This window comes from Rhizobium terricola, from assembly GCF_012927355.1.
Taxonomy (GTDB): Bacteria; Pseudomonadota; Alphaproteobacteria; order Rhizobiales; family Rhizobiaceae; genus Allorhizobium; species Allorhizobium terricola.
The window spans coordinates 780,643-793,669 of sequence record NZ_JABBGK010000002.1 but is presented as its reverse complement, the minus strand read 5'-3'; the positions used below and the strand labels follow the sequence as shown (position 1 = coordinate 793,669).

Sequence of the window (13,027 nt, the reverse complement as noted above, 5' to 3'; positions counted from 1 at the left end):
GCAATTCGGGCGGTTTCGCGCGCTTCTGCCGGTCTCAGAACCAGAAGACGCCGTCCTCGAGCGCATCGAAGAGCGTGTCGACGGCGAGTGCGAGCTTGCGGTCGACCACATGGAGATATTCCTTCCAGTCGTCGATGTGATTGAGTTCGTTTCTGCCGTCCGAGATGCCGCGCAGACCGATCAGCGGCAGGTTGAAGGCATGGCAGGACCGGAGCACGGCAAAGGTTTCCATGTCGACCATATCCGCGTCGATCGCGTCATAGGTGGCGCCGGACACGATATTGGCACCGGTCGACAGCGTTGCCGTTGACACTCCGGGGATGCGGAGCGGCAGCTCGATCGCTGCCGGCATGTCGAGGAAAGGGGTTCGACCCTTTTCAAAGCCGAGCGGGGAGGCGTCCATGTCGCGGTAGGAGACATGCGAGGCCTGGTAGACCTCCGTCTGCTCCAGCCGGGCAGAACCGGCGGAACCGAGCGAGACCACGAGATCGGGCCGCTCGCCCTCTTCCTCGAGCTTCGCGAGCGTCCGGGTCAGAGCGACGGCGGCCTCCACGGGCCCGACGCCCGTCATCAGCGGATCGATCCGCGAGCGCAGGAACGGTCCGTATTCGGCGTCGACCGCCATGACGAAGAGAATGGATTTCCCGGAGACCGATTTCAGTTCGAAGCTCATCCGGTGATGCCCTCGCGGCCGCGAACCACCATCATCGTGCTCGTCATCGAGGCGATGAGCTTGGCCGGGCCGTCGCTCAGCGCATAGCCGCGTCCGTCTGCGACGATGATCGTCGAGCCGGGCTTGGTGATCTCGCCGCGAAACAGGAAGCGGTCGCCCTTGCCCGGCGACATCAGGTTGACCTTGAACTCGATGGTGAGCAGCGATACGTCCGGCTCGATCATCGTATAGGCGCTGTAGGTGCAGGCGCTGTCGAGCGCCGCCGAGATCACGCCGGCATGCAGGATGCCGTGCTGCTGGGTGAGTTTCTCGTCGAAGGGGAGTTCGATCTCCACGACCCCCTGGCTGACACGGGTCAGTTCGGCGCCGAGCGTGTGCATCGCCCCCTGCCGGGAAAAGCTCTGCCGGATCCGCTCATGCACGGTGTCGCTGTTGATTTCACTCATGTAGTCGCCCCTCTCGCGGTTGCGAAAGTGGCATGGCCGATGCGCTTCGGCAAGCGGCGGGAGCAGGAATTCCCGCGCCTTTGTCGTCAGTTCAGAAGGAAGATCGCCGCATTGAGCAGTGTCGCGAAACCGACCCAGGCGAGATAGGGCAGGAACAGCAGCCGTGCCGGCCGGTCGATCGCCCCTGCCTTCCAGACGAAGCCCGCGACGGCGACGAGAAGGGCGATGATCACCAGGAGCGCAAGACCCGGAGCCTGAAGCCCGAAGAAGGCCGGCGACCAGGCGAGATTGAGGACCATCTGGGCGAACCAGGCCTGCATGGCGAAGGATGCGGGCGCGACCAGCCATATGCGCGCACCGGCAATCGCGATCAGCACGTAGAGAATGGTCCACACGGGGGCGAAGACCCAAGCCGGAGGATTGAAGAACGGCTTAGCCAGCTGCTGGTACCACTCGCCAGGCATGTTCGAGAGGCCCGAAAGGATGCCGAGACCGACGACGACGAAAAGAAAGATCAGATAGGTGAAAATCTTGCGCATGCGAAACAAGATAGGGCGCTCCGCGTGCTCGCCAAGGGGTGTTTTCAGCCGATCCGGACAATGTGCTGGTCCCAGGCGACGGGACTTCTGGTCGCTTCGAAACGACCGTCATAGGACGAGACGGCAAAGCCTGAGGAGGCGGGTGCAATGCCGGCCGCGTCCGTGACGGCGGTCGTCGAAACGATCGCTCCGCTGCGCTGGTCTAAGGTGACGGCAAGGCCGCCCTTCGGCGAGGTGATCCCCACCAAGCCTTGCTGCCGGTTGACGGCGATCGCGCCGACATAGTTGGCAAGGCCTGCCGTGATCTCCGCAGGCATGGTGACGAAGGAAAGCGCTTCGCCCTTGGCGAAATTACCGACCAGTGGCGGGCTGTCGTTGCGCGAGCCTTCATACTGACAGGCGAACCAGATCCGCCCGTCGTCGGCGACATCAAGGTGGCGTGTCGAGAGCTGGCTCAGTTCGCGGGGCATCACGTGCTTCTCGATCAGCGCCCCGCTTTTCGCGTCGGCGATCACGAGTGACGGTTCCATGTGGTCGAGATTGAGCTTGGTGCGACCGAAATCCGGATGGGTCTCGATGCCGCCATTGGCAATGATCAGAAGTTTCCCGTCGCCGCTGACGGTCATGTCGTGTGTGCCGATGCCGTGCGCCTCGAATTCGCCGATCCGGCGGAAGCCATCCGCTGCGTCATAGACGCCGATCATGCCGCGATTGGCGTCGAAATCGTTTTCGCTCGCATAGAGCAGCCGGCCGTCGGGCGAGAAATGGCCATGGCCGAAGAAATGCCGGTCGTCCGGTGCTGCGATCAGCACCGGTTCGGAGCGTCGCGTCGCGTCGAACACCACCGCGAAGGTGCCCGGCCGGCGGGCAAAGGCGACCGTCTTGCCGGTCGCCGGACTATATCCCAACCCGTGAATGCGGTCGGGCAGGTCGATCTTTTCGATGAAAGTGCCGTCTTCCCCGATCAACCCGACACCGTAGCGTCCGTCCGGACCACGGAAGCCGGAGGCGAAGACCGCATCGGCGCGCTCAAGGGCGAAAAGGGCGCGTGGCGCAAGGGACGCCATGAAGGCCGCGCCCGCGGCCTTGATGAACGACCGCCTGTCGATCAGCGCACTCCGGCCCATGGATCAGTCCCCGTCAGAGAAGGAGAAACCGGCGGCAAGGCCGATGGCGCCGCCATAGTCGTTGTTGAGGCGCAGGATCAGGTCCTTGCTGTTCAGCAGGAGGAAATCGAGCTTGGCGCGTTCGGCAGGATCCGTGACGGCATTCTCGACGTCGGGATCGATGGTTCCGGCGACCCGGCTCAGCGACTTGGCGACGAAATCGATGGAGGAGACGATGGAACGCGTGTCCTCGTTCACCAGTTCGACCATGCCGGACACCTTGAGCAGGGTCCGTAGCCCCTCGATGTTGCCCTCAATTGAAGCCCAGGTCTTGCCGGAGCGCCAGTAGATCGCCTGTTTGGGGAAGGTGTTGTTTTCCTCGCCCTTGTAGAAGTTCTCGATCCGCTGGTCGCGGATCGTCTCCGAGCCGTGCACGAGGATGCCGAGCAGTTCGGTGATTGCCTCGCGGCCGTCGCGGAACACCGGGTTTTCCGGGCCGGGATGTTTCCAGGCGTCCTGGATGCCGCCGGGGCGATCCCATTCGGTGACGAGTTCGTCGCCGAGACGAACCAGGTTGCCGGCGATCGCCGCCCCGTAGCGGCAGCGGAAGCCGCCCTTTTCCGTTGAGAGCTTTTCGGAGCCGGTACCGTAGAGCACGAATTCAAGCGCCCCCAGTCCCTGCATGGCGACGCTCTTGTCCTTGAGCGTGGCGACCGACGTGGCGCTTTCGTCCGGCTTGGCCAGCATGGCCTGGACCTGTTTCAGGCCGGTGCTCTTGCGGTCCGGATAAAACAGGATGCGCTCGAACCGGTTGTTCTCGATAATCGGGCCGACCCGGACGATCTCGATCGTCGACCAGGACGCGACGGTCTTGCCGAAGGCGTCACGGGCCGTCTGCAAACCCGCCTCGGTCGGCGCGGCGCAGAACGCGTGCATGTCCTTCTCAAGCAGCGAAGCCTCGTTGCGGAAATGGCGGTAGCCCGGACGGATGAAGTCGTCGACCGCCTTCTGCAGCACCGCCGGGACCGCCTCCGCGTGGAGAGCGGGCGGTGCGAGCGTGGCATCCTGGGCCAGCGCTGTCGTGGCAAGGCCGAGTGCGGTGAGAAGGCCGAAAACGATGGGCTTCATAGGGACTCCAGGAACGTGATGAGCGCCTTGCGCTCGTCGGGCGACAAAGCGGCGAAGCCATCGCGTGCGGTCTGGGCTTCCCCGCCGTGCCAGAGAATGGCTTCCGTCAGGTTGCGCGCGCGGCCGTCGTGAAGAAAGAACGTATGCCCGTTCACTTCGTCGGTGAGACCGATACCCCAGAGTGGCGGCGTGCGCCACTCCCTGCCGCTCGCATCGGCGACCTGCTGACCATCGGCGAGCCCTTCGCCCATGTCGTGCAGCAGGAAGTCGGAATAGGGCCAGATCAGCTGGAAGGCCTGGGCCTTGTTGCCCGCCTTGCGGCTCGTCACGTATTTCGGTGTGTGGCAGGCAATGCAGCCCGTGCCGTAGAATAGGGCCTTGCCCTTGAGCACCGTCGTGTCGTCGACGTTGCGGCGTGCCGGCGGCGCGAGGTTTTCCGAATAAAAGGTCACGAGATCGAGAACCGGATCCGGCGCCTCGGTGTCGCCGAGCCGGGCCTGGACTCCGTTCGGCAAGGACAGGCAGTCCTTCTGCGCCGCCGTGCAGTCGCCCCAGTGGCTCGGGGCGTCTGGGGAGGAAATACCGATGTCACCCTTGAAGGCGCTGGCGCTCTGGTCGCGCACCGACGCATTCTGTGCCTTCCAGCCGAAGCGACCAAGTTTCAGTTCGCCGGACCGATGATCGCGCGCGCGGGCGGCGCGTCCGGATATGCCGTCGCCGTCGGTGTCGTCGGGATCCGCCTTCGCCAGGATGTCGGCGTCGGTGATCGCCTCGATCAGCCCCATGCCGATCATCGGGTTGGCGATCCGCGGCGAAAGCGTGGTTGCCGGATCGAGCGGCCCGTAGGCGAGATCGCTCACCGAATAGCTCGGCCTGCGCAGCGACACCTTCTCGCCGCCGGCAAGCGTCATCGCTTCCTCCGTATAGGAGATCGTCATGCGGCCCTCGGCGGCGAGCCCCGGCACCGCGAGATCCTGCAGCTGTGCGCCGTAGACCGGGTCGGGAAAGTTCACGACCTTGAGGTCGGCCACTGCCTTGCGCTCTTCATCGGTCTGTGCCGGACGGGCAAGCCTCAGAAACATCGAGGTCGCGTCGCTCGCGCTCTCCGGCGGATGGCCCCGCCCGTCCTTCAGGTGGCAGCTCTGGCAGGCACGTGCGTTGAAAAGCGGGCCGAGGCCGTCTGAGGCCTGCGTCGAGGAAGGCGAGGAAACCCAGAACTTGCGGAACAGCGCGTTGCCGAGCTTGAAATCCTCCTCCTCGGAAAAGGTGATGTTCGAGGAGAAGTGCGAGAACGCGTCCGCGTTAATCGGCTTGGTCGAGGTTGCCGCCCCGCCCTGCATCACCTCGAACTGCTCCGGTTTCGAAAATTCCGTCGCCGGCTGGCTGACTTTCTCGACGCGCTTGAGGTCCTTCGGGGAAAGGTCGGTCCGCCGGACATCATTCTCGGTGGCACCACCGCCGGCCGAGACGAGGATGAAGGTGGTTGCCAGCAAAATGTGTCTGGCTGTGCGATTGGGCATGCGGGACATGATGATAAAAATCGGGCCACCGGATCGATCCGGTGGCCCGCCTTTGTCTTATTGGAACACGGCGTTAGGATTATCCAGGCTGTCGGAGCCTTCAAGCTCGATCTTGCCGAGATCCAGCGACGCAATGACGCGTTCGATGGTCTTGGTCTGGTCGATCAGGCCGTCGATGGCGGCCTGGACGGTGGCATTGCCCTCGGCATTGCCTTCGCCGATCATCTGGTCATAGGCTTCGACCGTTTCCGCACGCTTAGCCATCGCGTTCATCGCGTCCAGCGTCTTGGTCAGCTTCGCCTTCATCTCGGTGTCGAGAGCCGCATCCTTCGCGGCGACGAGCTCGGAAAGCGACGGGCCGGTCAGCTTCGTGCCGTCGGCGCGGGTGTATTCGCCGGTGTAGGCCGAGGCAATGCCGACGGCATCGTTGAGATGCGAGGCATGCGTGTTGTCGGAGAAGCAATCATGCTCTTCTTCCGGGTCATGCAGCAGGACGCCGAGCTTCATGCGCTCGCCGGCAAGCTCGCCATAGGAGAGCGAGCCCATGCCGGTCAGGATGGCGGCGATACCGGCCTTCGGATCGGCGGTGACATGCTTGGTCGCCTCCCCATCCGCAGCCCAGGCGGTCACCATCTCCTCGAGATCGGAGACGAGCAGGGAGGAGGCGGCCTTCAGGTAGGCCGCGCGGCGATCGCAATTGCCGCCGGTGCAGTTCTTCGTGTCGAAGTCGGTGTAAGCGCGGTTGCCGGCGCCCGGGCCGGTGCCGTTGAGGTCCTGTCCCCAGAGCAGGAATTCGATGGCATGATAGCCGGTGGCGACGTTGGCTTCGACTTCGCCTGCTTCATGAAGGGTCTCCGACAGGAACTCCGGCGTCAGGTTGGTCGCGTCGACATCCTTGCCGCCGATCTTGATCTTCGGATTGGCGATCACGTTGGCGATGAACAGCGAGTTCTCGTCGCTTTCGCTGCCGTAGGACGCATCCACATAGTCGATCAGGCCTTCGTCGAGCGGCCAGGCGTTGACCTTGCCTTCCCAGTCGTCAACGATCGGGTTGCCGAAGCGGTAGACTTCCGACTGCTGGTAGGGCACGCGGGACTTGATCCATGCGGCGCGGGCGGCCTTCAGCGTGTCTTCGCTCGGGGTCGCGATCAGTGCGTCGATGGCAGCGTCCAGGGCTTTCGCCGTAACCAGCGCGTCCTCGTACTTGGCATGCGCCAGCTCTGCATAATGCTTCAGAACGGCTGCAGGATCGGTGGCGGCTGCGGCCGGACCGGTCATGAACGTTGCCGACGCGACCAGAAGCGCGAGCGACGCGCCGATGATGGTTTTCCGGGACATGGTCTCTCCTTTGACGCCGAGGCGCCGTCTCCGTGTGAACGAACGGAGCTGTCTTGGCCGAAAATGAAACTGGTGTCAAATAGTCCAGTATCGCAATCCGGCCGACGGCTTGCCTTTCGTCAAGGTGCGGCCCGTCAGCCCTTGCGGCGCATGCGGCAGAAGAAGAAGCCGTCGGTGTCGGTCGATGCCGGGCTGAGCGTTACTGTCAGGCCGTTCTGCGACAGCGGGCGGGGCGCATCCTTGGCAAACAGCTTGTCCCAGGTTTCGAGCGCCGGAGCGATCGAGAACTCCGGGTTGGCGGCGCAGAAGGCGCTTGCCTGCGCATCATTTTCCTCCGGCAAGAGGGAGCAGGTGACGTAGAGAAGTTCGCCACCCGGCCGGACATAGGCGGACGCCTCGGTCAGCGCTTCCTGCTGCTGGCTCACGCGTTCCTGGAGGTTACGAGCCGTGAGACGCCATTTGGTGTCGGGGCGGCGGCGCCAGGTGCCGGTGCCGGTGCAGGGCGCATCGACCAGCACGTGGTCGAGCTTGCCCTTGATGGCGGCGAGCCCCTTGGCGCTGTCATGCACTTGCACATTGTGGGTTCCGGCGCGCTTCAGCCGTTCGATGATCGGGGCCAGCCGCTTGCGATCCGCGTCATAGGCGTGCACCTGGCCCTTGTTGTGCATGGCGGCTGCCATGGCAAGCGTCTTGCCGCCGCCGCCGGCACAGAAATCCAGCACCTGATCGCCTTCGCGCGCGTCGACGAGATCGGCGACGATCTGCGAGCCTTCGTCCTGCACCTCGAACCAGCCCTTCTGGAAGCTGAGTTCGGCCGTGACGTTGGGCAGACGCGAGGCCCCTTCGCCGGCAGCCACCCGCATCCCGAAGCGGGCGATGCGCGCTGCCTGGGCGCCGGCGCGATCCAGCGCCTTCAGAACCTTGTCACGATTGGCCTTGAGGGTGTTGACCCTGAGGTCGAGCGTCGGCCGGCCGGCAAGCGCCCGGGCTTCCTCGATCCAGTTATCGCCGAAAGCTGTTTCGAACGAGGCCTGGATCCATTCGGGAATGTCGCCTTGAACGTGAAGCGGCGCGTCTTCGAGCCGTCGCGAGGTAATGGCGGCGATCTGCGCGTCAGTCAGCGGTGCAGGGGCGAAATTGTCGCCGTCGAATTCAGAGGCGAGCCGTTCGGGGGAGTAGCCCCATTGGCGAATGAGGACTGCCCAGCCGAGCGCGGCTGCGCTGTCGTCGTCCATCAGCCAGGCATGGGAGAGTTTCATGCGAAGCGCGTCGTAGACGATGTTGCCGATCGCGGCACGGTCGCCGGAGCCGGCGAAGCGATGGGCTAGGCCCCAGTCCTTCAACGCGTCGGCGACCGGGCGACGCCGCGCTTCAATGTCATCCAGTACTTCGATCGCACCGGCAAGGCGGCCGCCCAAACGCATGTTCATTCTCCTGAGCTCGAAGAGAGCGTGGTAACGGCGAACCGTTTGAAGAGCAAGCGTCTATGCGGCCGGTCGAATGCAATGGGCGCGGCGGACCGGATCAGCCGATGATTTCGTAGCAGACCTTGCCGTGGCCGGAGCGGATCATGCCGATGTTCTGGGCGGCAGCCTTCGAAAGGTCGAGAACCCGGCCGCGGATGAACGGGCCGCGATCGTTGATGCGAACCACCACGCTCTTGCCGTTCTTGGCATTGGTGACCTTGAGCTTGGTGCCGAAGCGGAGCGACTTGTGGGCTGCGGTGAGGTTCGACGGGTTCATACGTTCACCGGAAGCTGTCTTCGAATGGAGCGCATACCAGGACGCGCCGCCGCATGAAGAGGCCGCATGGGCCGACAGCGGCAGGAAAGCAGTAAGTGCAATTATTGTTGCCGCGGTGAATGTAGAGCGCCGGATATTCGTCAATGTGCATTTCCCTAGTCGTTGACACGAGCCAAAATTTGCTTGGCGACGCTAAAACGAGGCGAAAAATGGCAAAAACGTGCCTTTTGGTGATCACGTAATGTTTCGCGATGTAACATTTGTGATCGATAGCGATCGATCGATCCAGTTCAGATTTTGGTAACTTTTTGGAAAAACGGTTTGTTTACAGGCGAAAAGCGGAACGCCATTCCGAGTGAATCCCAAAATGGGGCGATCACGAAGAAAATGACGAAAAAAAATTCCACCACGCCACATTTGCCGCCCGAAATGTGAAATTTCGGGGGCAAACGGCGGTGGATCGCGCGACTGGAGGTCGCTTGTCTCTTCAGAACGCGCCCGCCGGGTCTTTGTTCCAGCGTCCGCCAGCCCACAGAGCCGCCAGAGACTTGCGATAGTCAGGGTAGCGGAAGGCAAAACCGAGCGCCCGCAGGCGGGCATTGGAGACCCGCTTGTTTTCGCCGTAGAAGGAGCGTGCCATGGGGCTCAGCTCGGCGCTGTCGAAATCCTGTTCCGGCGGCGGCGCGACGCCCATGAGGCGCGCGGCTTCCGTCACGACATCCTGCGGCGGGCAGGGTTCGCTGTCGGTGACGTTGTAGATCCCCGGCCGGTTGTCCGCCGCAAGGAAGGCGGTCGCCGCGGCGATATCCTCGACGCGGATGCGATTGAACACCTGATCCTTCTTGACGAGGCGACGGGCCGTTCCGTTGTTGAGGTTGACGAAGGTGTTGCGCCCGGGACCGTAGATGCCCGAGAGGCGCAGGATCGCAAGCGGCAGGCCGTGCCGGCCGGCCAGCTCCTGCCAGGCGCGCTCGGCCTCGACACGCTCCACAGAACGCTGCGACACGGGTTTCAGCGTCGCATCCTCGTCAACCCAGCCGCCGCCATGATCACCGTAGACGCCGACCGTCGAGAGATAAGCGATCCATTCCAGCTTCGGCATCACCGACCGGAGGTCTTCCGCGGCAAAGATCCGGATCAGCGGATCGCCCTCCCGTCCCGGCGCGATCGACTGGACGAGATGGGTGACGCCCGCAAGTTCGGCTCGCAGATCGGCGTTCAGCCCGGCGCCATCAAACAGGAAGGGCGTAATGCCACAACCGGCAAGGGCCGCCTGCTTGTCGGCGCTTCGGGTCGTGCCGGCCACATGGTGACCGCCCTCAGCAAGAAGCCGGCCGATGGCCTTTCCCGAGTAACCGGCTCCGAAGATCATCACGCGCATGCTCTCACTCCACCCTTGTCCATTCTTCCCTGACGTCCGGTTCCGCCTCGCCCGGCAGGCGTGCCTGGCGAAGCACGGCGAATGTATCGCCGGGCAGCAGCCGTGACAGCGCCCAGACCGCCATGCCCCGCACCTCCGGCGACGCGTCGTCGAGCAGGGACGTGCACGGCCCGACCAGCACGCCGGCCCCGGAATTGCCGGCGGCAATTAGGCAGTTGCGCACAAAGCGGTTGCGGCCGATGCGCTTGACCGGAGAACCGCTGAACAGCGCGCGAAATGCGGCATCGTCGAGCGCCAGGAAAGAGGCGAGATCCGGCGCGAGGAGATCGTCGCGGGCCTTCAACTTCATTTCGCTGGCTTGCCGGGCGAACTTGTTCCACGGACAGGCCGACAGGCAGTCGTCACAGCCATAGATGCGGTTGCCGAAGGCGGGCCGCAGTGCGGGATCGATGGTGCCCTTGTGCTCGATCGTGAGATAGGAGATGCAGCGGCGCGCATCGATCCTGTAGGGCGCCGGAAAGGCCTCCGTGGGGCAGGCGTCGAGGCAGGCCCGACACGAGCCGCAGTGATCGATCTCCGCGTCGTCGATCTCGAGATCGGCGGTTGTGAACAGGCTGCCGAGGAAGAGCCAGGAGCCGAATTCGCGGCTGACCAGATTGGTATGCTTGCCCTGCCAGCCGAGCCCGGCGGCGCCGGCCAGCGGTTTTTCCATCACGGGCGCGGTATCGACGAAGACCTTGACGTCGGCGCCGGCACGCGCGGCAAAGCGGGTGGCAATCTCCTTGAGCTTGCCTTTCATGATGTCGTGGTAGTCGCGATTTCGCGCATAGACCGAGATCGCACCCTTATCGGGATGGTCCTGCAAGTCACGGGGATCGAGGTCCGGCCCGTAATTCATCGCGAACATCGCGATCGACCGAACCTCGGACCAAAGGACCCGTGGATCGGAACGGCGTTCATAGGTTTCCGGCATCCACGCCATCGTGCCGTGATAGCCGGCGGCGATATAGTCGGCCAGCCTTTGCGGCGCCTCGGGAATCGAAGAGGGGAGCGTGATGCGGCAGAGATCAAAGCCCTGGGCGGCTGCCTCCTGCCTCAGGAAGGCGGTGAGGGACGCCCGACGCTTCTCGTTCTTCTGATCGGCCTGCTCCGCCGGCATGGCCGCCACCCGTCAGAAGTCCAGGTCCGCGTAATGCGATACCGGGGTGAGGCCACGCAGGCGCTCGGCGAGAAGCGGCCGGAAGGAAGGCCGCGATTTCAGTCGCTGGTACCATTCCTTGGCGATCGGGAACTCCGACCACTCGATCTCGCCGAGATAGTCGAGGACGGACAGGGAGGCCGCGGCAGCAAGGTCGGCATAGCTCAGCCGGTCGCCGGCGAGCCACTGACGCGAGCCCGACAGCCAGCTCAGATACTTCATGTGCTGGCGGATATTGCCGCGAGCGGTGCGCAGCACCTTCGAATCCGGGGCGCCGCCGCCCAGCCCGTTCGGGATCAGGAGCTTGTGGACGCGCTCGCGGACCAGCGGCTTGGTGACGTCCTGCTCCATCTTCTGCAGGAACCATTCGGTCAGCCGGCGGATCTCGGCGCGCTGGAACGGGTCTTCCGCCAGCAGCCGGCGGTCGCGCTTCAGCACGCCGTGGGTCTCGTCGAGAAATTCGGAGATGACGACCGGGCCACACAAAACGCGCATATTGTCATCTACATAGACCGGCAGCGTTCCGGCGGGATTGAGAGACAGGAATTCCCGGCGCTTTTCCCATGTCTGTTCCTCGACGAGATCGACCTGGAAGCCGTATTCGGAGAGCACCAGCCGGATGAACCGGGACGCAGTGGACATGGGGTGATGATACAATGTCGGCATTGTCACTCGGACTTCTATGACGTTTGGGCACCGGCATGGCGCGCGACTTGCGGCTGGCCATGACCACGGCTTCCAAGCTATAGGGGCTTGGCTGTCGCAATACAAGCAAATCGCAATTTTCCTCCCGCTTCTCCCCGCAAGGATATTCCATGGAAGATCAATCCATTCTCAGTGCGCTATTCCTGGGCCTGATCGAGGGTCTGACCGAATTTATCCCGGTCTCGTCGACGGCCCATGTCCTGCTGGCCGGGCATTTTCTCGGCTTCAAATCCCCGGGCAACACCTTCGCAGTGCTCATCCAGCTCGGCGCGATCCTGGCGATCCTCAGCGTCTATTTCCGCAAGCTCTTCCTGATCGCCGTCGCATTGCCGACCGATCCGGGCAGCCGCCGCTTCGTTGCGGCAATCCTGGTCGCCTTCCTGCCGGCGGCGATCATCGGGGCGCTCGCCCACGACTTCATCAAGAGCGTGCTGTTCGAGACCCCGATGGTGATCTGCGTGATGCTGATCCTCGGTGGCTTCGTGCTGCTTTGGGTAGACAAGCTCAAGCTGACGCCGAGATACACCGAGGTTACCGACTACCCTCTGTCGCTCGCCTTCAAGATCGGCCTCTGCCAGTGTCTCGCGATGATCCCGGGAACATCGCGCTCGGGTGCGACGATCGTCGGCGCGCTGTTGCTCGGTACCGACAAGCGCTCGGCCGCCGAGTTCTCGTTCTTCCTTGCCATGCCGACGATGGTCGGCGCCTTCGCCCTCGATCTTTACAAGAACCGCCATGCATTGAGTTTCGACGATGGCGCGATCATCGGCATCGGCTTCATCGCGGCATTCCTGTCGGCGCTGCTGGTGGTCAAGGCGCTTCTCGATTTCGTCTCGAAGCGCGGCTACGCGCTCTTCGCCTGGTGGCGGATTGTCGTCGGTGTGCTCGGGCTGGCCGGTCTGATGTTGGGGATTGGTGGCGCCGCCTGAGGCGGACGGATACGAAAAAGGCCGGCGATAAGCCGGCCTTTTTTGATCGGGATGTCGGCTGCAGGCTTACTGCGTGACCGAGATCGAACCGGTGCTGCAGGGGTCCACGCCATAGGCGGGAGCGCAGTTGCCCTTGCGGGCGGCAACGGTGGACGGTGCCAGGAACGAACCGGCGATGATGACCAGTGCCGCACACGCAAAGAACAGTGCGATAGACTTACCCATGAATAGGCCCCTATGAGATGATACTTTGTTCGTCGCAGGCTTTGCTTGCCGCGCCCGAATTTGCGGATTGTTTACGCGTTGCCGGCTGAGCCATCA

General features: G+C 63.5%; 14 protein-coding genes. 1 reads left to right on the top strand and 13 read right to left on the bottom strand.

Features of this window, described 5'->3' with window-relative positions; genetic code table 11:
• Positions 1 to 34 precede the first annotated feature (34 nt).
• The 12 genes from HHL25_RS13640 to HHL25_RS13585 form a co-directional block, all read right to left on the bottom strand.
• The gene (locus HHL25_RS13640; protein ID WP_169591753.1) at positions 35 to 673 is read right to left on the bottom strand and encodes a 5'-methylthioadenosine/S-adenosylhomocysteine nucleosidase; all 639 of its coding nucleotides are present in this window, start codon (positions 671 to 673) and stop codon (positions 35 to 37) included.
• A complete protein-coding gene (locus tag HHL25_RS13635) occupies positions 670 to 1,119 on the bottom strand; it encodes a PaaI family thioesterase (protein WP_169591748.1) in 450 nt (149 codons plus the stop codon). The genes HHL25_RS13640 and HHL25_RS13635 overlap by 4 nt, the downstream gene beginning before the upstream one ends.
• A gap of 86 nt (positions 1,120 to 1,205) precedes the next feature.
• Positions 1,206 to 1,658, bottom strand: a complete 453-nt coding sequence (locus HHL25_RS13630; protein WP_169592904.1) for a TspO/MBR family protein — start codon at positions 1,656 to 1,658, stop codon at positions 1,206 to 1,208.
• 44 nt (positions 1,659 to 1,702) lie between these two features.
• A complete protein-coding gene (locus HHL25_RS13625; protein ID WP_169591745.1) occupies positions 1,703 to 2,785 on the bottom strand; it encodes a DUF1513 domain-containing protein in 1,083 nt (360 codons plus the stop codon).
• Between the two features lie 3 nt (positions 2,786 to 2,788).
• Entirely contained in the window at positions 2,789 to 3,892 is a 1,104-nt protein-coding gene (locus HHL25_RS13620) for an imelysin family protein (protein ID WP_169591740.1), read from the bottom strand.
• Positions 3,889 to 5,412 (bottom strand): di-heme oxidoreductase family protein, encoded by a 1,524-nt coding sequence (locus HHL25_RS13615; RefSeq protein ID WP_169591736.1) that lies wholly within the window; start codon positions 5,410 to 5,412, stop codon positions 3,889 to 3,891. Before HHL25_RS13615 ends, HHL25_RS13620 begins: the two co-directional genes overlap by 4 nt.
• A 57-nt stretch (positions 5,413 to 5,469) precedes the next feature.
• The gene (locus HHL25_RS13610; protein ID WP_169591732.1) at positions 5,470 to 6,750 is read right to left on the bottom strand and encodes an imelysin family protein; all 1,281 of its coding nucleotides are present in this window, start codon (positions 6,748 to 6,750) and stop codon (positions 5,470 to 5,472) included.
• Positions 6,751 to 6,884: 134 nt separating this feature from the next.
• Positions 6,885 to 8,174, bottom strand: a complete 1,290-nt coding sequence (locus HHL25_RS13605) for an RsmB/NOP family class I SAM-dependent RNA methyltransferase (protein WP_169591727.1) — start codon at positions 8,172 to 8,174, stop codon at positions 6,885 to 6,887.
• Between the two features lie 100 nt (positions 8,175 to 8,274).
• The gene (locus tag HHL25_RS13600; protein WP_169591723.1) at positions 8,275 to 8,637 is read right to left on the bottom strand and encodes a septal ring lytic transglycosylase RlpA family protein; all 363 of its coding nucleotides are present in this window, start codon (positions 8,635 to 8,637) and stop codon (positions 8,275 to 8,277) included.
• Positions 8,638 to 8,980: 343 nt separating this feature from the next.
• The gene (locus HHL25_RS13595; protein ID WP_169591719.1) at positions 8,981 to 9,874 is read right to left on the bottom strand and encodes an SDR family oxidoreductase; all 894 of its coding nucleotides are present in this window, start codon (positions 9,872 to 9,874) and stop codon (positions 8,981 to 8,983) included.
• A 4-nt stretch (positions 9,875 to 9,878) separates the two neighbouring features.
• Entirely contained in the window at positions 9,879 to 11,033 is a 1,155-nt protein-coding gene (gene queG / locus HHL25_RS13590; protein ID WP_169591715.1) for a tRNA epoxyqueuosine(34) reductase QueG, read from the bottom strand.
• A gap of 12 nt (positions 11,034 to 11,045) precedes the next feature.
• Positions 11,046 to 11,738 (bottom strand): glutathione S-transferase family protein, encoded by a 693-nt coding sequence (locus HHL25_RS13585; protein WP_169591712.1) that lies wholly within the window; start codon positions 11,736 to 11,738, stop codon positions 11,046 to 11,048.
• A gap of 149 nt (positions 11,739 to 11,887) precedes the next feature.
• On the opposite strand from HHL25_RS13585, the gene HHL25_RS13580 reads away from it, so the two are divergent.
• Positions 11,888 to 12,706 (top strand): undecaprenyl-diphosphate phosphatase, encoded by an 819-nt coding sequence (locus HHL25_RS13580; protein ID WP_169591707.1) that lies wholly within the window; start codon positions 11,888 to 11,890, stop codon positions 12,704 to 12,706.
• 66 nt (positions 12,707 to 12,772) lie between these two features.
• On the opposite strand, the gene HHL25_RS13575 is transcribed toward HHL25_RS13580, so the two are convergent.
• Complete coding sequence (locus HHL25_RS13575) at positions 12,773 to 12,931, bottom strand: hypothetical protein (protein WP_028738715.1); 159 nt, start codon at positions 12,929 to 12,931, stop codon at positions 12,773 to 12,775.
• Positions 12,932 to 13,027: the final 96 nt, after the last annotated feature.